This window comes from Carboxydocella sp. ULO1 (genome assembly GCF_002049255.1).
Lineage (GTDB): Bacteria > Bacillota.
On the sequence record NZ_BDLQ01000022.1, the window covers coordinates 38,512 to 59,928 of the forward strand.

At 48.9% G+C, this 21,417-nt stretch carries 27 protein-coding genes; 3 read left to right on the forward strand and 24 right to left on the reverse strand.

All coding sequences use genetic code 11. The features are described 5' to 3' along the window. From sat to ULO1_RS04925, 3 genes are all read right to left on the reverse strand, one after another. On the reverse strand, positions 1-1,092 hold a 1,092-nt coding region (gene sat / locus ULO1_RS04915), incomplete at its 3' end, for a sulfate adenylyltransferase (protein ID WP_143325412.1). Positions 1,093-1,172: 80 nt separating this feature from the next. After that, positions 1,173-2,882 carry an HD domain-containing phosphohydrolase gene (locus ULO1_RS04920; protein WP_079933082.1) on the reverse strand — a complete coding sequence of 570 codons (1,710 nt, stop codon included), beginning with the start codon at positions 2,880-2,882 and terminating at the stop codon, positions 1,173-1,175. A gap of 101 nt (positions 2,883-2,983) precedes the next feature. Next, complete coding sequence (locus ULO1_RS04925; protein ID WP_159071843.1) at positions 2,984-3,250, reverse strand: DUF4911 domain-containing protein; 267 nt, start codon at positions 3,248-3,250, stop codon at positions 2,984-2,986. A 66-nt stretch (positions 3,251-3,316) separates the two neighbouring features. Here ULO1_RS04925 and sigI point away from each other — a divergent pair, with 66 nt between their 5' ends. After that, positions 3,317-4,039 carry an RNA polymerase sigma-I factor gene (gene sigI / locus ULO1_RS04930; RefSeq protein WP_078666356.1) on the forward strand — a complete coding sequence of 241 codons (723 nt, stop codon included), beginning with the start codon at positions 3,317-3,319 and terminating at the stop codon, positions 4,037-4,039. After that, positions 4,036-5,097 carry an anti-sigma factor domain-containing protein gene (locus ULO1_RS04935; protein ID WP_079933083.1) on the forward strand — a complete coding sequence of 354 codons (1,062 nt, stop codon included), beginning with the start codon at positions 4,036-4,038 and terminating at the stop codon, positions 5,095-5,097. Before sigI ends, ULO1_RS04935 begins: the two co-directional genes overlap by 4 nt. A 33-nt stretch (positions 5,098-5,130) precedes the next feature. On the opposite strand, the gene ULO1_RS04940 is transcribed toward ULO1_RS04935, so the two are convergent. The 4 genes from ULO1_RS04940 to ULO1_RS04955 are packed head-to-tail and all read right to left on the reverse strand — an operon-like array spanning position 5,131 to position 9,221. Next, complete coding sequence (locus ULO1_RS04940) at positions 5,131-5,601, reverse strand: molecular chaperone TorD family protein (RefSeq protein ID WP_159446829.1); 471 nt, start codon at positions 5,599-5,601, stop codon at positions 5,131-5,133. A gap of 10 nt (positions 5,602-5,611) precedes the next feature. Continuing rightward, positions 5,612-6,475: an NrfD/PsrC family molybdoenzyme membrane anchor subunit gene (gene nrfD, locus ULO1_RS04945; protein WP_079933085.1), complete on the reverse strand. Its 864-nt coding sequence runs from the start codon at positions 6,473-6,475 to the stop codon at positions 5,612-5,614. 7 nt (positions 6,476-6,482) lie between these two features. Further along, entirely contained in the window at positions 6,483-7,022 is a 540-nt protein-coding gene (locus ULO1_RS04950; protein ID WP_078665080.1) for a 4Fe-4S dicluster domain-containing protein, read from the reverse strand. A gap of 3 nt (positions 7,023-7,025) precedes the next feature. Further along, positions 7,026-9,221, reverse strand: a complete 2,196-nt coding sequence (locus ULO1_RS04955; RefSeq protein WP_079933086.1) for a molybdopterin-dependent oxidoreductase — start codon at positions 9,219-9,221, stop codon at positions 7,026-7,028. Between the two features lie 169 nt (positions 9,222-9,390). On the opposite strand from ULO1_RS04955, the gene ULO1_RS04960 reads away from it, so the two are divergent. Beyond that, positions 9,391-10,299 carry a LysR family transcriptional regulator gene (locus ULO1_RS04960; protein WP_159071841.1) on the forward strand — a complete coding sequence of 303 codons (909 nt, stop codon included), beginning with the start codon at positions 9,391-9,393 and terminating at the stop codon, positions 10,297-10,299. Here the strand turns inward: ULO1_RS04960 and ULO1_RS04965 are convergent. The 17 genes from ULO1_RS04965 to ULO1_RS15385 form a co-directional block, all read right to left on the reverse strand. Then, entirely contained in the window at positions 10,296-10,829 is a 534-nt protein-coding gene (locus tag ULO1_RS04965; protein ID WP_078665083.1) for a YeeE/YedE thiosulfate transporter family protein, read from the reverse strand. The genes ULO1_RS04960 and ULO1_RS04965 overlap by 4 nt on opposite strands. Next, positions 10,757-11,017 carry a sulfurtransferase TusA family protein gene (locus ULO1_RS04970; RefSeq protein WP_078665084.1) on the reverse strand — a complete coding sequence of 87 codons (261 nt, stop codon included), beginning with the start codon at positions 11,015-11,017 and terminating at the stop codon, positions 10,757-10,759. The genes ULO1_RS04965 and ULO1_RS04970 overlap by 73 nt, the downstream gene beginning before the upstream one ends. A 2-nt stretch (positions 11,018-11,019) precedes the next feature. Continuing rightward, positions 11,020-11,607: a YeeE/YedE thiosulfate transporter family protein gene (locus tag ULO1_RS04975; RefSeq protein WP_079933087.1), complete on the reverse strand. Its 588-nt coding sequence runs from the start codon at positions 11,605-11,607 to the stop codon at positions 11,020-11,022. Positions 11,608-11,662: 55 nt separating this feature from the next. After that, positions 11,663-11,851 (reverse strand): hypothetical protein, encoded by a 189-nt coding sequence (locus ULO1_RS04980; protein ID WP_078665086.1) that lies wholly within the window; start codon positions 11,849-11,851, stop codon positions 11,663-11,665. Positions 11,852-12,011: 160 nt separating this feature from the next. Next, the gene (locus tag ULO1_RS04985; RefSeq protein ID WP_200806932.1) at positions 12,012-12,398 is read right to left on the reverse strand and encodes a DUF302 domain-containing protein; all 387 of its coding nucleotides are present in this window, start codon (positions 12,396-12,398) and stop codon (positions 12,012-12,014) included. Positions 12,399-12,400: 2 nt separating this feature from the next. Continuing rightward, positions 12,401-12,973 carry a class I SAM-dependent methyltransferase gene (locus ULO1_RS04990; RefSeq protein WP_079933088.1) on the reverse strand — a complete coding sequence of 191 codons (573 nt, stop codon included), beginning with the start codon at positions 12,971-12,973 and terminating at the stop codon, positions 12,401-12,403. A 3-nt stretch (positions 12,974-12,976) separates the two neighbouring features. Beyond that, positions 12,977-13,132: a histidine kinase gene (locus ULO1_RS04995; RefSeq protein WP_078665088.1), complete on the reverse strand. Its 156-nt coding sequence runs from the start codon at positions 13,130-13,132 to the stop codon at positions 12,977-12,979. Positions 13,133-13,229: 97 nt separating this feature from the next. After that, the gene (locus ULO1_RS05000; RefSeq protein ID WP_079906554.1) at positions 13,230-13,430 is read right to left on the reverse strand and encodes an FmdB family zinc ribbon protein; all 201 of its coding nucleotides are present in this window, start codon (positions 13,428-13,430) and stop codon (positions 13,230-13,232) included. 76 nt (positions 13,431-13,506) lie between these two features. After that, the gene (locus tag ULO1_RS05005) at positions 13,507-13,716 is read right to left on the reverse strand and encodes a hypothetical protein (RefSeq protein WP_078665090.1); all 210 of its coding nucleotides are present in this window, start codon (positions 13,714-13,716) and stop codon (positions 13,507-13,509) included. Between the two features lie 22 nt (positions 13,717-13,738). Next, positions 13,739-14,710: an arsenic resistance protein gene (locus tag ULO1_RS05010; RefSeq protein WP_242947899.1), complete on the reverse strand. Its 972-nt coding sequence runs from the start codon at positions 14,708-14,710 to the stop codon at positions 13,739-13,741. Positions 14,711-14,715: 5 nt separating this feature from the next. Beyond that, positions 14,716-16,593: an ASKHA domain-containing protein gene (locus ULO1_RS05015; protein ID WP_079933089.1), complete on the reverse strand. Its 1,878-nt coding sequence runs from the start codon at positions 16,591-16,593 to the stop codon at positions 14,716-14,718. A gap of 27 nt (positions 16,594-16,620) precedes the next feature. Then, entirely contained in the window at positions 16,621-17,307 is a 687-nt protein-coding gene (locus ULO1_RS05020; protein WP_079933090.1) for a formate dehydrogenase subunit gamma, read from the reverse strand. A gap of 1 nt (position 17,308) precedes the next feature. Then, positions 17,309-18,289 carry a 4Fe-4S dicluster domain-containing protein gene (locus ULO1_RS05025; protein WP_242947900.1) on the reverse strand — a complete coding sequence of 327 codons (981 nt, stop codon included), beginning with the start codon at positions 18,287-18,289 and terminating at the stop codon, positions 17,309-17,311. Positions 18,290-18,445: 156 nt separating this feature from the next. After that, positions 18,446-18,766, reverse strand: a complete 321-nt coding sequence (locus ULO1_RS05030; protein ID WP_078665094.1) for a hypothetical protein — start codon at positions 18,764-18,766, stop codon at positions 18,446-18,448. A 74-nt stretch (positions 18,767-18,840) separates the two neighbouring features. Beyond that, a complete protein-coding gene (locus ULO1_RS05035; protein WP_079933092.1) occupies positions 18,841-19,926 on the reverse strand; it encodes a 4Fe-4S binding protein in 1,086 nt (361 codons plus the stop codon). Between the two features lie 96 nt (positions 19,927-20,022). Further along, on the reverse strand, positions 20,023-21,336 hold the full coding sequence (locus ULO1_RS05040) for a sigma-54 dependent transcriptional regulator (protein WP_079907780.1): 1,314 nt from the start codon (positions 21,334-21,336) through the stop codon (positions 20,023-20,025). After that, the coding region (locus ULO1_RS15385) for a hypothetical protein (RefSeq protein ID WP_200806934.1) at positions 21,314-21,417 on the reverse strand (104 nt) is incomplete at its 5' end. The genes ULO1_RS15385 and ULO1_RS05040, both read right to left, overlap by 23 nt.

Sequence of the window (21,417 nt, forward strand, 5' to 3'; positions counted from 1 at the left end):
TTCCGGCCGGGTGAATTCCGGTGGCGGCACTTCTCCCCGGGTGAGCATCTCTCGTACTTTGGTACCACTCAATACTACATGTTCTTCCCGACCATGGGGACAGGTTTTGCTTGATGCCATATTGCCACAGGCACGGCAGTAAAAGGTATGCTCAAAGAAAAGGGGGGTTATTCTCAGTTCTTCTGGTTTAAATTCCCGGAAAATCAGCTGGGCGTCATAAGTACCGTAATAATTGCCAACTCCAGCATGGTCTCGACCGACAATGAAATGGGTGCAGCCGTAATTTTTTCTAATCAGAGCATGAAAAACTGCTTCCCTGGGTCCGGCATAACGCATGGCTGCCGGCAGCACTGAAAGCAGCACCCGCTCCTGGGGATAGTACTTTTGCAGCAGCACCTGATAGCTCTCCATGCGAATATGGGCAGGAATATCATCTGCCTTGGTTTCTCCTACTAATGGGTGCAAGAGCAAGCCATCCACTATTTCCAGAGCGCATTTCTGGATGTACTCATGGGCCCGGTGGACCGGATTGCGGGTCTGGAAACCAACCACCGTTTGCCAGCCCTGGGAACGGATGATTGCCCGCACTTCCTCGGGATCCCGGTGAAAATCGGGAAACTGAGGTCTGGGCCGGTTTACCAGCCAGATAGGTCCCCCGACTAGATATTCTCCCTGCTCATACAGGCGCTTTACCCCGGGATGGGCCTCATCTTCGGTGCGGAAAACCTGCCGGGCTTCTTCTCGTTTATCATAGCTGTAAACTTCTTCCACCTGCAATGACCCGTAGATAGTCTGGTCGGCACCCACCAGAGCCACTTCTTGCCCGGGTTTCAGGCTGGCCGCCTGTTCCGCTGAAACCGAAAGGGTGATGGGCATACTCCAGATTTGCCCGTCGGCCAGGCGCATTTCTGCCACCACCCGCCGATAATCCTCCTGAGTCATAAAGCCGGTTAGGGGTGAAAAAGCCCCTACTGCCAGCATTTCCAGATCCGATAACTCTTTGGCCCCCAGCAGAATCTTCTCGGCTTTCTCCAGCCGGGTCAAAGCCTCCTCCCTTTCCGGTCCTTTTAAAACTCGATTCACCAATGCCATGACCACTCCCCCTATTCCTATAATTCCGATTTGTTTAGTTTGTTTTATTGCTAAAAATATAACACCTCCAGCGGGAGGTGTCAAGCACTTTTATGACAAAATGTGATGCGAATCCATTCTTCTACCGTGTTCGTTGTCAGTTTGCGCGGCAAATCCTTTTCCAGCCCGTTGATTTGCTGGATAAAACACTCTACCAGATAGGGATCCAGCCGCTGGTAGGCCATCCTGTTTAATTCCCGTAAGGCCTCACTTAAGTTCTTGCTGGGCCGATAAGGCCGTTCTTCCCGCAAGGCATCATAGACATCAGCCACAGCAATAATCCTGGCTACCAGAGGGATATTTTTCCCGGCCAAACCCTTAGGATACCCCTTCCCATCAAAATTCTCATGATGATAAAGTACCCCATATCGGATTTCATCGGGAATCCAGGAAGTGGTTTCAGTAATCAGCTGCCAGCCCAGTTGAGGGTGTTCCTTGATCTCCTGCCACTCTTTTTCCGTTAAATTCCCCGTTTTCAAAAACAGTTCCCTGCTCCAGCTGGTTTTGCCCAGGTCGTGCAGTAAACCGGCCAGGCGTATACGATTGACCTCTGGAGCAGGTAATCCCAGCAAGCAGGCCAGAAAAGCGGCATACTGGGCGACATTGACCGAATGCCAGTATAGTTCTTCATCATAATCCTTAATCCGGTTGAGCAAAGTCTGAAGATGGCCTATATACCGGCGTGCTGACAAATTGGAACAGCAGTCCCCCAGTCCATGATAAACCTGGATGGCCCAGGGTTGATGCCCGGCATAGCTCAGGGCCAGATCAGCATAATCAATCAATTGAAAAACCGCATGGCCGTGTTGAGGGTAGGAAGCCAGTCCCGCCTGAGCAAAGACATCTTCTTCGCCGAAAAAGAATTGGTGTTTTTCCCGCAGGTGTTGAAAAAATCTCTCTACCATGTTCCGGGCCTGCTGATAATCTCCTTCCACCAGCAAACCCAGGCGCTGATAACCGCATCGCCCCATTATACCCCAGCGCTGGCGTTGATTGTCCTGGATGATGGTGCGAAAAAATATCTCCGTCATAGCTACCCCGTAGCGGGCCGCAATTTCATCCAAACCGTGCAAATCGATATGAACCAGGCTCAGCTCTTCACCCGTTTTTTCCGCTTCCTGAATTTTATTTTCTGCCATTTGCATAAAAGATTTTCGGTTCAAAAAACCGGCATAATTATCCGCTTGATTCAGCAAACGCTCCGGCCACCAGGTGCGTCGAATCACCAGCAAAACTCCCAGGTAAAAGAAAGACACAACGATGATGGTGGCCCAGAACTCTTTACTCGCATAAAAGAGTAAGTTCCCTTCCCGCCACCAGTGGGCTGCCACAAAGGCCAGATGGCCTCCCAGCCCCAGTAAAACAAACTCCATCAGCCCCGGTTGGGCCATGGCCAGCTCCAGTAAGACGGCCATCAACAATGCCGCCTGTAAGTTTAACATGCCTGGCAGGACCGTCACATAACAGACCCAGAGTAACATGGTCAGGGAAATTAACAGCCGCATACCCCAGATAAGGCGAATGCGATAACATTGACGTAAGGCCAGGTAATAAAAAACATTTAACAACAACAACAACAGTAAAGCGCCAACTAGCGAAAAGCCATAGCCATTGGTATGCCACCAGCCCAGAACAGTTGTAATCCCTGCTACCATTCCCCTAAAGAGGAAACCATAACGATATTCATAATCGATCATATCCCCTTTATGTAAGGGCAGGGGGCTTAACCATGGTTCCATCCGGTTAAACATCGAGGCCACCTCTTTTGTACTTAACTGAACAATCTGATATAAGCTAATTCGCTATGCCAGGCCGATTTTCCTGCTAATATCAAAATAATTTTTCGCTATTCCTAATCATAGAGAAAAACCACAGGAAAGGGTAAGTTTTCCAGAACAGCGATTAAATTGTTTTTCAAGCTGCTGGTAGTATGCAGGGCCACAATCCCTTCCCGCCCATTTAAAGGTACCATAAACGCCAGATGCTCATATCCTTCAAGAATATTTTTCAGGTACCGAATACAACCTGGAGCTATTTTTATTTTTAAAAAAACTTCCTCCGGATGGCCTCCAGGCCTGACTGTACTGACTCCGCCCTGGCCGCGATAACGTTTTGCCATTAATTTAACCCCCAAAAATTTAAATTCTATCGTATAATATAAAGAAAAAGCCATAGAGGTGTAAAGATGGAGGAACTGGTACTCCGGGCCCAGCAAGGGGATCGTCAACTCAGGGAACAGCTCTTGCAGGAATATCAACCATTTATTGTTAAAATAGCCAGTCAGACAGTAGGGCGTTTTCTAAACTGGGGAGTAGATGAGGAACTAAATATTGCACTGACCGCCTTTGATGAAGCCATACTTCGCTTTCAACAGAAAAAGGGTACTCCCTTTCTTCCTTTTGCCGCTCTGGTAATCCGGAGCCGGCTGCTGGACTGGCTGCGGGCCGAACAGCGGCACCAGCATCTCAGTCTGGATATTGAAAACGAACAGGAAGAGGATTTCAGTCCCGCTGAACTGCAACTTTCTCTGGCCCAGTATCAAGCCCGTTCCCTGGCGGAAGAGCGCGGACTGGAACTGGCCCTGCTGGAAGAAAAACTTCGACCATTCGCCATTAGCTTTAATGACCTGGTGGACTCAGCCCCCAGGCACAGGGATACCAAACAGGCATTAGTCAAAGCTGCCCGCTACCTGGCCCAAAATCAATCCTTATTTCAACAATTGCTGGAGAAAAAAACTGTGCCCGCGAAGCAGCTGGCTGAAGTGAGCGGTGTCAGCCTGAAGACCCTGGAAAAGGGGCGCAAATATCTGATTGCTGTGGCTTTGATTCTACATGACGCAACGGAGTTTGTTCACTTAATCTATTATCTCAAACCACTGTTACAACTGGAAGAGAGGGAGCAGGAATGAAAGCCAAAATTAAAGGCATGGTAGTCAAGCGCGATGGCAAATATTTGATTGTCCTAACCCCGGACGGAGATTTTCACCGGATACCGGCTAAAAATCACCAGGTTAATCCCGGTGAGGAAATCATTTTCACTCCTGCCTCTTCCCTGTCCTGGCCTAACTGGGCTCTAAGTACCCTGGCAGCTGCTTTCGCCCTCCTTTTCCTGCTGGCTGCTCTTAAATTAATGCCACAGCAGAATCATGTCCAGGAGACAGTCAACCAGCCCCCGGCAGTAAAACTTAAAGAGAAAGTCCAGATAGCTCAGGCTGAGCCCGTCGCCTTTCTTACTGTTGACATCAACCCCAGTATTGAGCTAGGACTGACTGAAGATGGCCGTATTCTCTCGGCCCGTGGTTTAAACCCTGATGGTCAGCGTTTGCTTGCCAAAGCCAAACTGCAAGGCTTAACCTGGGAAGAAGCCCTGGATCAAATCCTCGACCTAGCTGCAAAGAACAACTATCTGCCCAGAGATAAACAAAATCTGATTGTAACCACTCTGACGGTAGTTAAGAAAAATAAGGTAAAACCTACCGTGGCTAAAGAGCGGGTGAAACTGGTACTAGCTGAAAAAATCAAAGCGAAAGCTATTCCTGCTCAAGCCATTGCTCTGGAAGCCGAACCTGCCGACAAAGAAGAGGCTGACAAACAACAGGTTTCCGTAGGCAAATATCTAACCTGGAAGCGCCTGAAAGCCAGGGGTAAAAAATTAGATATTGAAGATATGAAAAAACACAGTATCAGAGACATCCAGGCTGATGAAAATGAAAGCATCTTTGCTGAAGACGATGATGACGAGAAAAAAGAAGATTTACAGCAGCCTCAGGCACAGACCCAAACAGGATCAAAACAACAGCAAAAACCAGAATTTATAGAGCAATTAAATAAAAAAACAAAATCTGACAAACATAAACCTCAGCAGTCGCCCGATAGTTTACAGGATCAAGTTCCATCTGAGCCAGAGCAACCCGAGCCTGAGCCAAAACCAGAAAAAGAACAAGAAGAAAAAGAAAGCGAATCATGAAGCGCCCTGTACAAAATTGTACAGGGCGCTCGATTACACAAAGCTCTCCTTGATTTTCGCCTCAACCTCCTGCAGAACTCTCAGATACCGGTTGTCCACCGGCAACCTTCTTCTGGCTGCTTCTACCAATTCCGGTACCCAGTCCAAATGCTCCCCCACAAAGGCTTTTGCTTCCTCCCCTTTTCCGTTTGCCAGCAAAAAGCCCAGAAATTCCAGCTCGATTATCAGGTGATCCGGGGTCTCCTGCATTTCTGGCGGTATTTCCAGTCCATACTGATTTAACAGCTCTCTCATATGCAGGGCCCGATCTGATAAAAGATAGCCCTTTTGCCGGGCGAAGGGGAGTTCAGTTTTCTCCCCTTCGCTCCAGGGCCGAAACAGGGATTCCACGGGGATAATCCTGGTCTTAGGATGAACAAAGGCTTCCAGATAATCGTCCCGGTAATTCCAGTCTTCCGGCTCCTTCAGGGCATCGGCCAATTCAAACCATATTTCACTGTTCATTTTCATCCCCCTAACCGAGGAGATTAACCGGCAGGGCTGCGGCAAGAATCAGGTAGCGCAGAATAAATCCTCCAGACAGTACCATCACTTCACTTAAGACAGTCAAAGCTTTGTTTTCATGTTTAGCATTGCCCATTTCCCACCATTCAATGAGTAGAGGCAGTACCAGGCCCAGGCCGATAAGTCCACCCCAGAAGAGAGCAGCAAATTTGCCGGTCAACAGCAAATCTACCGATTGCCGGGCTACATCGGAAGAAGTGCCGGTTACATAAACCAGGAAAAACAGCAAAATCAACTCTCCAATCAGCAGACCCAGGTGCACTTTTTTCATACCCTGCAGCTGACCAATAATTCCACCATCCAGCCAGAGGGCAGTGATAACGGCTGCTGCCATCCCCGTCGACAGCGCAGAAACCAGGAATAACACCGGTAAAACTGCCGTGTTCCAGAGAGGAACAGTGTTTACTACACCGATCAACAAGCCCGTATATCCAGCTGTACCAAGCGCCAGCAGGTTGCCGGTTGTTACCAGCCAGCGCGGCAATTCTTGCTTTTTCCATACCAGCCAGCCGCAGTAAAGCAGTACCAGCATATACAGGGAGATGATGATAGTACCGTTGGTCATCATTGAACCCGGGAAGTTCAAAAAGAGGTACAAAAAGCGCCAGGGCGCTTTCAAGCCCGCTTCAGCGTCAAATACCAGTAACAACAAACCAAGAGCAATTAAGGGTATTGCCAGTAAAATGCCGCTTTTAGTCAAAGCCTCCCACTTACCCCGCGGCCACAGGCGGGGAGCATTAACTGCCGTCAGAAACGCGCCGGCACTAACCCCGGCTAAAAAGAGGTAGGCTGCGATGATCGTTCCCCATGCCATAAAGTCCTCACCTCACGTAAAAGATTTTGGCCTTTGTACACAGATCAGGCCGGAGCGGTTTGGCTCCCCGTTTGATGATTTCCTTGTTGATTTCACTTTTGGGGTCATCCAGGTCCCCAAAGATCCGACAACCGGTAATGCAGGAAGTTACACAGTGGGGTTCACCGCCCGCTTCCACCAGTTCAATACAGAAACGGCACTTTTCCACCACCCCGGTTTTCTCATCCTGGATCCGGGCCTGGTAAGGACAGGCCACCATGCAGTATTTACAGCCGATACATTTGTCAGGGTCAACCAGGACAACACCGTCAGGCCGCCGGTAGCTGGCAGTGGTGGGACAAACTTTGACACAGGGAGCGTCTTCACAATGCTGGCACTGGATAAAGACATTTTCCACCCGGACATCGGGATACACCCCGCTTTCTCTCTGCTCTAACCGGGTAAAAGCCTGACCCGGTTCCAGTTCATTTTGCATCTGACAGCCTACTTTGCATGAAAAGCAGGCTACACACTTCCTGGTATCGATTAACATCCCGTAACGTGCCATGTCTTACGCCTCCTTCCGGACTTTGACGACCACTTCCATCGCATTGACGGCTCCGGACATGGGTTCGATCATGTATTTAATAAAGTCGTTCATGCTGATGCCAAAGCCTTTGGAATAACGCATCTTTTTGGCAAAACTGCCATAATGGCCGGGCAGGTATACAACATCAGGATGCAAAAGTTCTGTTACTTTAGCCCTGATCCGCCCTTTGGCGCGATCGTTCTCGACAATAACCCAGTCACCATCTTTGATACCCAGCGCTTTGGCCCGTTTAGCCGGTATCCACAGCCTTTCCATGTCATACTGTTTGGTAATTTCCAGCAGTACAGGCAAGTTGGCAGTAGAGGTATGGGAGTGAATACCCTGCTTGCCGTGCAACAACCGAAATTCTCCCTGTTCAGTATTGGGTTTGACCAGAGGCTCGATCCAACGGGGCACCGCGCTGAAACCAGCCTTGGCAAAGGCCTGGGAAGCAAATTCCACTTTTTTGCTGGGGGTTTTCAGTTCTGTGAAACCTTCCGGCATCTCCTGGTCTTTGAAGCTGATAACTCCTTTTTCCAGCAACTGTTCCAAAGTAACGCCTGCTCCGGCCAGCATAATCCGGTTAACTTCCTCCAGAGTGAAGTTGAAATACTGGCCAACTCCAGCCGCTTTGGCAATCCCGGTCACGATTTCATCAAAAGGCCTGGTTTCTTTGTGCAGTGGTTCCATAACTTTAGCTCTGATAGCCACAGCCGGGACCCAGCCTTTTTGCGGCTCCACTAGTTCTGTCCGTTCCAGATAAGTGGGTTCTGGCAACACATAGTGAGCCAGCTCTGCTGTTTCGCTCATGAACATGTCGATAACAACCAGCAATTCCAGATTCTTAAACCCTTCAATCATATGCTGGGGATCTGGCACATTGCGGATTGGGTTGAAGTGATAAACAATTCCTGCTTTGGCTTTGCCTTCTTTGGCTTTTTGCGCTACCAGTTGAATAATGCCTTTGGACGGCAAAGCTAATGGATAAGTGTCATTTTCACCAACTTCATCCAGACGTCTGACTTTCGGTTTTTCCGGTTCCGGGAATTTGGTATGATCTAATTTGCCCAGCTTCGGTTTGGCGCCAAAAACAAGACCGCCTTGCCGGTTGATATTGCCGATTAAGGCATTGACCAGGGCCACCATCCGGGCTGTTTCGGTGCTGTTCTGATAGCTGCAACCAAAGCCCCCTTTCCAGCTTGGCTCAATAAAAGCTTTGGGTTTGGCTTTGGCAAAATCGGTAGCGATTTCCTCAATGGTCTCAGCCTTGATGCCGGTGATTTTTTCCGCCCAGGCCGGTGTGTACTGAGCCATGGCTGCAGCAAATTCCGGGAAACCGACAGCATTCTTAGTGACAAATTCTTCATCATAAAGCTTATCCCGAATGATTACATGCGCCATAGCCAGCAGGAAAGCCAGGTCGGTACCAGGATTGATCGGCAGCCACTTGTCGGCCAGGGGCGCCGTGCTGTTGTAACGGGGGTCGATGACAATAATCTTGGCCCCTTTGCTCTTGGCCTTCAGCAGGGCAGAAATGGAAGAAGGTTTAATCCCGTCAGCGTAACTACGGCCGATAAAAATCATATATTTGGCTTTACTGACATCGGCCGAAGGAACTCCACCCAACGTCCACTGCATGCCTACATCCCGGTTCAGGCTGCACATCACATGATGAGAAAGGATAGTAGGAGTACCAAGGGCATAGGCCAGCCGTTCCCCGTAAAACTCACCGATTTCCTTGGGGTTGTGAGCATAGAAAATAGTTTCTCCACCGTATTTCTGCCGGATTTCCTGCAGCTTTTCGCCAATTTCTTTAAAGGCCTGTTCCCAGGAAATTGGTTCAAACTTGTTATCCCCGACCCGTTTCAACGGCTGTGTTAAACGGTCCGGATGATAAACCCAGCTGGCCACCCCCTGTCCGCGGGCGCATACCTTACCCTTGCTGGCCGGATGGTCAGGATTGCCGGTAATTTTCCAGATCCGGCCGTTTTTTAAATGCACCAGCACACCACAGCGGCTGGAACAGCCATTACACAGCGTCGGCTTAACAACCACTTCTGCTTTTTCCGCTGCTGTCAGCCAATCGCCGAAACTTAGCCACTGCGAAGCGGCCAGGGCGGCCCCGGTGACCGCCGTAGTTTTTAGAAACGAGCGGCGTGTCATGGCTTTTTGTAGCATAATCGCTCCTCCTCTCACTTGTTCAGAGAAACACAATCCGTTTTGGTTTCTATTAGTTCTTGTGTTCACTTTTATAATTCGCTCTACTATTTTTATTTCCTGCCTTGCTTTTATTCGTTATTTTGATAGAATTATAACCAAACGTTTATATATATTAGGAGGACATATTATGCTCAACTTACATCAAATTCAATTGTTCATTACCATTGTCAAAGAGGGCAGTTTTTCCGCCGCAGCCAAATTGTTGCATATGTCACAACCGGCAGTCAGCGCCCAGTTAAAAAAACTGGAGGAAACTCTTGGCGTCCAGCTCCTAAACCGTCAGGGCCGTCAGCTGATGCTAACACCCGCTGGTTTTCTCGTCTATGAACATGGTAAGGAGATCCTGGAAAAAGCAAAACAGCTGCTGCAGGAATTGAATGTTTACTCCCAAAAATGTGAGGAACAGATCTTACTGGGGGCCAGCACACTGGTAGCAGACTTTCCCTTGCCCTGTGCCTTATATGTTTTTAAAGAAAAATACCCACAATACTGTGTCAAAGTACGCCGGGAAAGGGCCGCAGAAATCGTGAAATTGCTTGCTGACGGCGAACTGGAACTGGCTTTGCTGGAAGGAGCCACTACCTATCCCGGCTGGACCAATTATGCCTGTGGCCAGGACGAACTGCTGGTAGCCGTACCGGCTGAACACCCTCTGGCCGGAACAGCTCAGGTAACCGCCCAGGACTTATTAAGAGCAGTTTTTCTTACTGGAGAGCGGAACTCCGGCCTGCGCTCTGCCATAGACTATTATCTGCAACAGCTGGGACTCAGTGTTGAAGCCTTGCCAAAAACCCTGGAATTAAACAGTATCGCGGCTATCAAATCAGCTCTGGAAGCAGGGATGGGTATCAGCATTTTGCCTCGTTCGGTCATGCGGCGGGAAATCCGCACGAAAACAGTAAAGGCCCTCCCGCTGGAAGGCCTCAACATGCCGCTCTATTTTTATCTGCTCACTAAGGAACAAACCAAATTGACACCTGGCGTTAAGCTGTTGCTGAATTTCTTATCTGATCCCGCCCAGCGGGTCTTCTGTTAAGCAAACCAGCGGCGCAACAGATAAGCTCCGACGGCGGCTCCTGCCGTTACGGCCAGCAGAAACAGGTAACAGTGCAAGGAAAAAGAGGGAATTCCGCTGGCCAGAGCCCCCACATTACATCCCGAAGCCAGGCGGGCACCCAGCCCCATCAGACCGCCGCCAATCAGGGCGAGAAGCGCCATAGTTCTATTGGCCATGGACCGCCATCGCCATTGACCCGCCAGAGTACTGGACAGAAAAGATCCCAGAACCATGCCGGCCACCAGCCAGGTACCAAAATAGCCGGCAACCCATTGACTGAGAGTAGGCTTCATCCCTTCAATCTGGTAGTAACTCCAGCTAATTGGCGAGAAACCTATGCTCTCTAAAATCGCTCCCCACCAGCCCGCCAGGGCAGTTGTAATGCGCCAGGGTTGTGCATAAACTGCCAGCATTAAGGTATTGGCTATAGCCAATACTATTGCGCCTGCCCAGTAGGGCCAATCCCGTTTGTACCAGGGACGGTGATGCGAATTTGCCATACGCCGCATTCCACTTCCTCCACTTCCAAAACCACTTGGTGCTTGCGAGCCCAGTTTTCAAAGGTGCGGGCTGTACAGCTGTGATCTGTTTCCAAAACCAGCGAATCTCCCGGCTTAAGCTGCTTCAATTCTTTTTCCGCTTTTAATAATGGCAGGGGACACATTTCCCCCCAGGCTTCCAAAAATATTTCCGCCATAGTTACTCCCCCCGTAGTTTATACCAGATCAGAGTCAAGACCGCAATTTGTGTGGTGGCCAGGCCCCAAAGAGGAAAACGGGTAGCCAAATCGACAGGAGCCCTCAAGGCCTGTTGCCACCAGGGAAAGAGCCAGACAGCCAGCCCGGTACCAAGCAGAAAGGCGATAAAGGCCAGCCATTGCATGGCATAACCCTCCCCCATGCGCATCAGCATACCGGAAGCACAGCCTCCAGCTAACACCATACCAAGGCCGAACAAAAGGCCGCCAATCACCGTGCCCCATCCCCAGGGCTCCCAGTAACCGACAATCGTATGTCCGGTCGCTTGCCGCCATACCCTCACAATAGTAAATCCGATTGTAGTGACTAGCATCAGCAAAAATAGCGCACGGGCAGGTTGCTTAAAACCGAACAGAAAATAATCCCTGAGCATGCTGGCCATGCAAAACCGGCTGCGCTGCAGCGTAAAACCAAAAATGATTCCAAACAGCCAGGCACCGGCCAGGCCCCCGGCCTGACGGGATAAGTACCAGGCAACTGAAATCATCACCAGGAGGCCTAAACTGAATAAAAACCACTGTTTTCTCATTTCCTCACCTCATGAATATTATAACAGAAAAGCGCCCCCGCAGGGGCGCTTTTTGCTATTTAGCCGTAGGTTTAATTCCCCGGTTATTAAGTTCAGTTACGATATAGGGATAGAAAATATATCCCGCCCATAAGGGTTCTTTATCAATTGCCACAATGGGCAAGGGAGTCTGGTTATCTTTTACCAGTTTTTCCACTTCCGGATATTCATCCAATTCGTCATCATCGACATCGATATATTTCACAATCACCCGGTTGTCATAGAGACGACGGAAATCACGATCCAGCGAGTAAGCTATCTCCTCCGGAGATATGGATGGCCCTCAACCACCGGAAAAACAGGCACTGGCAATGCGGGACCCAAAAATTTGTATAACAGTTTGCTCTGCCATGGTTATCTCCTCCTTAAACTTCAGCAATCACCTTTTGCAATTTTTCAGTCACCTGGGTAGCTACCTCAAGTAAACCTTCGTTGTTCATGATCCCCATCATAGTTATGGGGTTGATAGCCGATACCAGAATGCCATCATCTTCTTCTGCCACAATCACATTACAGGGCAACATCAGACCGATGGCAGGCTCCAGGGATAGAGCTTTATAAGCCATAGGCGGATTACATGCCCCCAGAATTTTATAATTCCTGTAGTCCACATCTAACTTTTTCTTGAGAGTTTCTTTAACATCTATTTCGGTAATCACACCAAAACCATTGTTCTGTAAAGCTGTTCTGACTTTTTCCTCTACCTGGTTGAACTCCCCTGAAACCTTTTTGCTGATCCCTAAATCAATCATCATTATTTCCTCCTCGCTATGGCCAGCCCATGGGCTGGCGGTAATTTTTCCCAGCACAACAACTCCCAACCGCTACCTTCTACCAGCTCATAAATAGCCTGAATGGTTAGCCGTTCAGAAAGGGGCGGCCCCCATTCCATAGGCTGGGGCAACCACTCAACAATAGCCAGCCAACCAGCAGTAGTCATTACAGCAGCTAACTGCTGTAAAAATTCTACCGGTTTCTCTATCTCATGCAGTACATTGGCCAGGAAAACCCCATCAGCTGGCTGTGGGAGGAGCAGATTTACCCCATCTGTCTGTACATATTCCACATTGAGCAAGCCTGCCTGATCACATCTCTCACGGGTCGCTGCCAGCATTTCCGGAGCCACATCTACTGCAAGAACTTTTCCATTCAAACCAACCTGTCGGGCCAGTGGTTCAGTAAAATAACCACTGCCACAGCCAAAATCAACAATAACCTGACCTGGCAGCAGCGGAAGTTTGCTGATTACCAGTTCCGGGGGTAAAATTTGCCGTCGTACCGGACTATCCAGCTTGGCCATTTGTTTTGGGTCAAAGCGATGGGTCATGCTCTATCTCTCCCTTTTTAGCTCTTCCAGCCTTTCCTCCAGCTCTTCCAGTTCTTGTACCATGGCAGGACGCAGAGAATGGGCTGGCCAGCGCTTCTTAAGGTCAGCTATTCGGGCTTCCAGTTCCTTTATCTCCTGTTCAGCATTATTAGTTTTCATATAACCACCCCCTATTATGTAGGGCCGCTTAGAAAGAACGGCGGGTTTGAACCCGCCGCCTCCCTGCTGGAGAACCACCGGTTCTCCTGGTTTAACCTCAACTGAATCCGCCAAAACCGCAGGAAGAGGAAGAAGAACAGGAGCCGCTGCCGCCTTTAACAGCAAAGCCAAAACTACCAAACAGCTGTTTCACATGTCCGCCACATTCAGGACAGCGAACATTATCCTTTTCCTGCAGAGGAACCAGTTTGGTAAATTTATGTCCACATTCCAGGCATTGAAAATCATAGTTTGGCATAGGTATCACCTCCAACTCTTACTTTAATTATACTAATCATCTCTTTCGCCGTCAATAAATACCTATGCCCCGTATCTCACATTTGTGCCAATCTGGCTTCAATAGCTTTCACCAGCTCCCGCAAACGGTTAACTTCTTCCTCATATTTCCTTACGGTACCACCGGACACGTGGAGACCGGTTTGAGAAAGAACAAACATCCGTTCTTCTTCCACTTCTTCCAGTTCCTCTTTGGCTTTAGCCAGCCGCTCCAGCAGTTCCTCTTTGCTCAGTTTTTCCCATTCCATCTCCCATTACCTCCAATCTTGATTATGCTGTCTGGGGCTTACCCAGCCATTGCCGTTTTTCCGCCATTTTGCCATACCAGGCAGCTCCCTGCACCTGCAGGATAAAGGCCAGGGTTACAATCAGGGCTGCCTTGGGACCAAAGGTAGTCACTGCTAATCCCAGGGAAAGAGACAGATTGCGCATTACCGTCCCATAGACCAGGGCTACTGCATCATTGCGTTTTAATAAGAGTTTGCCCACTACAGTACTGAGGAAGAAATTCAACAGGTAAAAGACTGCCAGTACCGTTAGAGCCTGCCCAATCAGCCCGGGGTTTTCTACAATCATTTTTGCCTTCATGCTAATGGAAGAGAAAATGATAAACAGCATAGCCCACACGCTGGCGCTGGGGAAAATGGGTTTAATTTTTTGCTGAAATTCCTGCTGAGTGTATTTTTTCATCAGCCAGCGATAGGTGATATTCCCCAGTAACATAGGCAAAAATACTACTATAGCTATTGTAATGAAAGTCTGCTGGACATTAACGGGAATAAGTTTGCCTACCATCACCAGCAAGTACCAGGGCGCCAGCAGGCTACCTAAAATCAAACTGATAGCAGTTATTTTTACCGCCGCCGCCACATTGCCTTTAAACAACATGGTCCAGGAAATGGTCATACCGCTGGTGGGCAACAGGGAAGCCAGCACCAGGCCGGCAAACAGCAGCGGTTCATTGGTGAGCAGGGTTTTGCCAAGTATATATGCGATACCGGGAATTACAATAAAGTTGAGCAGTAAACTGGTCACTAGCACCTGCCAGTGGGACAGGTCAAAAGCTTCTTTAATTTTAAAGCCGATCATGGTGGGATAGATCATTAACACCGTTGCCACCAGGATATATTTTTTCAAAAAGGAAGTATCCCACTGGTATCCTACCATAAACCCGATCAGTAAAACAATCGGTATAGCTAAAACCAGGTTTTTACCCGGCCAGTGGAAAATTTTTTTCAGCATAGTCATCATCCTTTCACTGATGGAAACTGGGTCAGATCGGTATGGGGCAGGAACAAAGCTGAAACATACTCGTCCATAAAGGTATTGCCGGCAGAAAGTTCAATATAGGTCATCATTTCTCCGATCTGCCGAGCACGATGCCAGGCAGAGACCGACAACAAGGCCAATTGCGCCCCTTTCAAGGAAGTATTGCCGACATAAGCATACTTATCTCGTTCCACATCGGGCAACAAGCCGATTTCTACCGCTTCCGGAATGCTGAGATAATGGCCAAAACCGCCGGCAATGAAGATACGGTCGATGGCCTCAAGCGGCAGGTCCACCGCCCTTAACAGGCTGCGCACTCCGGCATAAACGGCTCCTTTAGAGCGGATCAGGTTTTTGATATCGCTTTCAGTTATTACAATATCTTTGCCGCTGCCACTATCCTTGGCCCAGGCCAATACGTATTCCTTTTCTCCGTCCCGCTCTCTCAGCCGGTCAGTTTGGACCTGGTCGGTGAACTTGCCGGTACGGTCAATCAGACCGGCCCGGCGCAGCTGGCCCAGCAACTCGATTAAGCCTGATCCGCAAATGCCAATCGGTTTGGCATCCTGCACCGTCTTGTACTCAATTTCTCCGGTAGAGGAGTCAATTTTCACCCGTTCGATGGCCCCTTCCATGGCCCGCATGCCAAAGGTGATACCGCCCCCTTCGAAAGCCGGACCGGCGGAACAGGCACAGGTCACCAGCCAGTCCCGATTGCCCAGCACCATTTCTCCATTGGTGCCGATGTCAATAAAAAGCGTGATTTCCTCCGCATCAGTCAAACGGGTAGCCAGTACCCCGGCAGTAATATCTCCCCCGACATAGGAAGCGACCGATGGAATCAAATAGACCATGCCCCGGGGATGAATTTTAACGCCGATCTCAGCGGCATCTACTGCCGCCACGCTGGATATAGTTGGAATGTAGGGTTCCAGACGAATGTATTTGGGCGAAATGCCAAGAAACAATTGGGACATGGTAGTGTTGCCCGCTGCTACCAGACCATAGATATCTTCCCGATTGATCTGGGTTTCTTTTTCAATTTGCCGGATCAAATCATTAATCGTCTTGACAACTGCCTGCTGCAGTTCTGTTAGTCCGTCTTTGTTTTCCGTAGCGTGAATCATTCTACTGATCACATCATCGCCATACTGGGCCTGCAGGTTATATGTGCCAGCCCTGGCCACTGTTTGGCCGTTAGCCAGATTATGCAGGCTGACTACCACTGTAGTGGTGCCGATATCCACCGCTAAACCAAAGCGTTCCTTGCCGGGGTTGTTTGGTTCCACCGCTATTACCTGCCAGCCGCAATCAGTAAGGGTCATGATTACATCCACTTTCCACATAGCAGTCCGCAGGTCTTCCGGCAAACGCTGCAGTAAACGCAAGGGCAAATGTACCGGCTGATATCCCTGTACGGCCAGAGCCGCCAGCAAACGCTGGCTGTCTACGGTGATATCATCTAAGGTTGGGGGAGTTAAATCCAGAGTTACTGTACGCAGTAAAGGTTCAAAGGGAAAATCCCTCAGATCAGGTTGTTCCAATTCTCCAATGAGTACCTGATGCCGGCGTAAACGGGAATCAGCCGGCACTTCTACTGTCACATCACTGATTGCAAAAGCTTGACACCCCAGGACTATTCCCTGTTTCTGCTGGGCCGGTGAAAGATTGCGGGTACTGTCCACCCGCACCTCTCCTTCCTTTACCTGAACCAGACATTTGCCACAGGTCCCGGCCCCGCCACAGGTACTTTTAATACTGATTCCCGCCACCGCAGCTGCTTTCAGAAGACTGGTTCCCTGTTCCACTTCCACTGTTACCTGGTCGGGTAAAAATGACACCTTCACTTTGCTCATCCTCATTCCTCTCCCTTCTATACTCTCTTAAGCGCCTTCCTTTTTTCCCATTCCCATCAATTTGGCCATCCGCAAGGGATGCCGCCGCAAACAGTATTCTAATGAGACTTTTCCGTTAAGCATACTGGGCAAGAGGTGGCGGTTTTCCTTGATCAGAAAAGCGGCCAGGTGTGCTACAATTCCAAAAGCCAGCATACCAGTACCGATATTATGCAATGTTGCCAGCCACCACACAGTATCAGGACTCAAGTCCACTCCCGGCATGTTTTTGTAGACCTTCAAGGCACCAGTAATAATGATCAGGGCAAAACTTATGGCCATATAGCCATAAGCAACTCTCTGTTCTGCCAGGTATTTGTCATGCTCCGGTTCCGGTTGCCCGGTTAACATACATTTGATGATATGAATGGATTCCTTTAAATCGCCTCGCCGGGGCAGGATATCGTATTCTTTGAGAATAATCATCAAAGCCAGATGATAGAAAGCTGCAAAAATCAATACCGCTGCCGCCCAGTAATGGATTTTCAAGGTCAGAGCAAAATTGGCCGACCATTGCAGACCAGGGATAGAAGCTATCCCATAGCGTTTTGCCATTGGCATCTGCATTATGCCACTAAAAAACAGAGTAAAGGTAGAAAGAGCCACCAGCCAGTGAATTATGCGCGTCGCCAGTTTGTGACGTATAACTTTTCCTTCCTCATGCAAAATAGCCATTTTACTTCCCCTCCCTGGTTAAGGTTTTGTAGGCGGTAATACCGGCCGCTACCAAACCGGCCACAGGAGCAATGGCTATACTGGTCATAGCCTCTTTCGGATCATCGGAAGCATTTTTCACTTTTACCGGCATTGCAGGTTTGCCGGGTTTTTCGGGATCGGCTACCCCTTGTTCAATCAGGGCTTTATTGATTTCTTCAAAAGGTACGGCAGATACATAGAAAGTGGAAGTACCTCCGTTTTCCTTTTCACCATAGATGTAACCGCCAATTTCTTCAGCCCGTTGATGAGCCAATTTCCGCATTTCTTCCTTGGGCCCGAAACTGATAGCTCCGTGCGGGCAGGCTTCCACGCAGGCAGGCTGTTTGCCTTCTTTCACCCGGTCCAGGCAAAGATCACACTTATACATGACCCCGCCTCCAATCAGACCGGGCAGTACTTTCATATAAATCCCCACTCCGCCTTGCCGCTGAGGAATATGCCAGGGACAAACAGCCTGACACTTGGCACCGCCAAAGCAACCATTTTCATCAATCACTACCGCTCCTTCAGGGGTTTTGTTATTGACACCGAAGGGGCAGAGATTAGCACAGGGCGGGTTATCGCAATGCATACAGCGCCGCGGAATGCTAATCTCTACATCCTGCCCTTGATGTTTAACTTTTACTTTTTGAATATAAGTCCAGTTATACGGAGTTAAACGATCTTTAATACTTCTCTTTTTGGACCAGTCCTCAAATTTTCCGGTCGGCCAGTTTACCGGAATAGGGCCTTTCGGCTCAGGGAATTTATGCTGGTTCGCATTCCGGCAGGCGTCAACACAAACACCGCAACCGGTGCATTTAGTCAAATCTATGACAGTGCCATAACCCTGTTCTCCGCTCGCAGCATTGGCCTGCTGGGGGCCCTGACTCAAAACCATGGCTCCCGCCACGCCGGCAGTCAGGCTTCTTTTCAGGAATTCTCGTCTCGATACTTTCACCAAAATCTACCTCCTTTTCGTTATACCCTTACTGGGTATATGTATTTGTCGTAGTTTATTATATTCAACTCTTTTATCTATGTCAATACTTTTTGTATTTGTGATGGAAATAATTAACGTCAAACAAAAAACAGGTGCCAGCGCACCTGTTTGCCATCAACCAAGGGGTTCCCCTTCACTCAATATATCCTTTACTATTTCCCGTAACACACTGCGGACAGCCGGGCTTTTCAATAATTCCGGCAAATTGGCTCGCAGCCAGCTGCGAATGCGGGTCTGTTGTTCCGGTTTGCTGATATATTCTTCCGCTATTTTGCTCAACTGCTGTCTACCTTCCGGACTGTTCAAATATTGCTCAATGGCTTCTGTGATTTCAGGCAATGAAGGCGTGGGAGCAGGAGTGGGGTGCGGACAGACTGGCTGCTGATTGGGTTGTTTGTAACAGCAATATAGCCAATAATAGGGCCAGTAAAACATAAAAATATACCTCCCGCAGGGTAGGAGTTTTAATTCATCTTATGCTCTACCCCTGCGAGAGGAACTACTAAATTTTATTTTTCCTTCAATTTTTCAGCAATATAGGCTCTCAGGTAATCCATATCTTTGCCTTTTTCCGCCATTACTTCCTTTAGATGCTCGCCGGTCTCCGCCTCGGATAACCCCAATTCCCTTGCTAACTGATTTTTATCCAGTCCGAAAGCCCGGGCAACGTCTTCCAGTGTCATCCACCCTTTAATCTGAGCCGGATCATTAATTTGTTCTATTTCGGCAGCAACCGGAGTAGACTGCCATATCCCTGTCACCTGTGTAATCAGGGGTGGCAGGAAAAAAGCCAATAACCCCAGCACCAGAAATAAACCCTTGCTCTTTATGGTCAGTGTCTCCGGTACAGGACAGGCATCTACACATTTCAGACAGCTGACACAGGATGAATCTGTTATTTTTTCCCGTTCAGTTATTTTTACCGCTGTCGGACAAACCCGATCACAGCGATGGCAACTAATACAGGTCTCAGCCTTACGACCGGGTCGTAATGAACCCAGTTTGTTAAATAATCCCACCAGACCGCCCAGGGGGCACAGATAGCGGCACCAAAAGCGTGATATGGCCATACTGCCAGCTATAAACAGGCCAATTACCAGCACAGGTATATAATCCTCAAACTTGAAGTGAAAGAAGGCTTTGTAGGGATCGTAACTTTCAAAAACCAGTTCATTTGCGTAGTAGGTAGCAACCACAATTATTACCAACATCAGGTAACGTCCATAACTGAAAATATGATCCAGGTTTCTCCCGAGTTCCAGCTGCCGCCTAAATATTTTTTTGCTTGCCCAGGCAAAGAAATCCTGTAATGCTCCCAGCGGACAGAGCCAGCCGCAAAAAAAGCTACCGGCCAGGAAAGCAGATAAAACCAGGCCACCAAATAAAATCAGATTTGACCAGTTGGTTTTTTCTATAAAGGTGCCGCTGACTGCCAGTGTTGCAGCTGTTTCCACCGCCCCAAAAGGGCAAAACGAATCAAGGGGGGCCGCTCCCTTTGGTCCACCTCCTACTAACTGGTGCCTAAGGCCCAGCCAGGCTGCCAAAACTACCATGCTCGTGAGAATCAGTCTGCGCCATAATTGTGTTTTCTGCATTCAAACCACCTCCACCAGAATATAAGGCAAAAACCGTGCCAAACAAAAAACCGCCAACAAAGGCGGTTTTAGTGGATTTAAATTGCAAAAATTGCACTATTTAATGCAATAATTTTGCATTTTATAGTATAAAGTTCTGAGGCTGATCCCTAATAAAGCCGCTGCCTTTTTCCTGTTACCCCCGGCCAGGACCAGTGCCCGTTCTATGGCCTTACGTTCTAACCGGTAAAGATTTACTTCACTTTCACCAGTTTCAGGCAGAACCGGCAAATCAAGATCAAAGGTTTCCTGACGCCCGTCCCAAAACAACATGGATCGTTCAGCCACATTCGCTAATTCCCGCACATTCCCCGGCCAGGAATATGCCAGCGCCCTGGCCTCTAATTCCTCATCAAATTCCGGCTTCGGCTTGCCCAGTTTGGCCGCCTGCCTGACACAAAAATGCTGCAACAGAGGCAGAATATCCCCTTTCCGCTCCCTTAATGGTGGTATGGTGAGCTGAACCACATTCAAACGATAATACAAGTCGGCCCGAAAACGTCCAGCGGCTACTTCTTGCGCAAGATCCCGGTTAGTGGCCGCCACCAGGCGCACATCAATCCTGATTTCCTTCACTCCTCCTACCGGCATTACAACCCGTTCCTGCAAAACCCGAAGCAGTTTGGCCTGCAACGATAAAGGCAATTCTCCGATTTCATCCAAAAACAGGGTTCCACCATCAGCCAGACGCAATAAACCGGGATAACTCTGCTGGGCACCGGTAAAAGCCCCTTTTTCATGCCCAAATAGCTGGCTTTCCAGTAAACTTTCCGTCAACGCCGCGCAGTTGACCGCCAGAAAGGGTTCATCCCTGCGTTGACTGAATGCATGTAAGAGGCGGGCCACTACTTCTTTGCCTGTTCCCGTTTCGCCAGTCAACAGAACGGTTGTGTCCACCTGGGCAACTACCTTGATTTTCTCTAAAAGATTCCTGCTCAAAGGGTCCACTCCTATAAACTCCGGAACCCCATCCCGGTATTTTTCCGCTTGCACCCGACGCAACAGTTTACGGCGTTCCAATGCTTTATTTAATACGGTCTGTAACTGCTCCGGACCAGACAGTGGTTTGGTCAGAAAGTCATCAGCTCCTGCCTGAATAGCCTGAACGGCAGTTTCAATTGTACCATAGGCCGTAATTACCAGAAGTGCACCGTCAAAACCCTGAGCTCGTAACTCCCGCACCACCTCAATACCGTTTTTATCCGGCAAACGCAAGTCGCAAAAAACAGCATCAAAATGTTGTTGCCGCCAGAGTGCAAAGGCTCTTTCTGCATTTTCTGCTGCTTCCGTTTCAAAGCCAAGCTTTTTTAACATCCCACCAAGCATCAAACGTACGGATTTCTCATCATCAATAACCAGTATCTTTTTCATCCTCCCACCTCCTCAGCTTGAGTGTAACCCGACCCCCGCCATTATAATTGGCCAGGATCAATTCGCCACCCATCAGCTCGG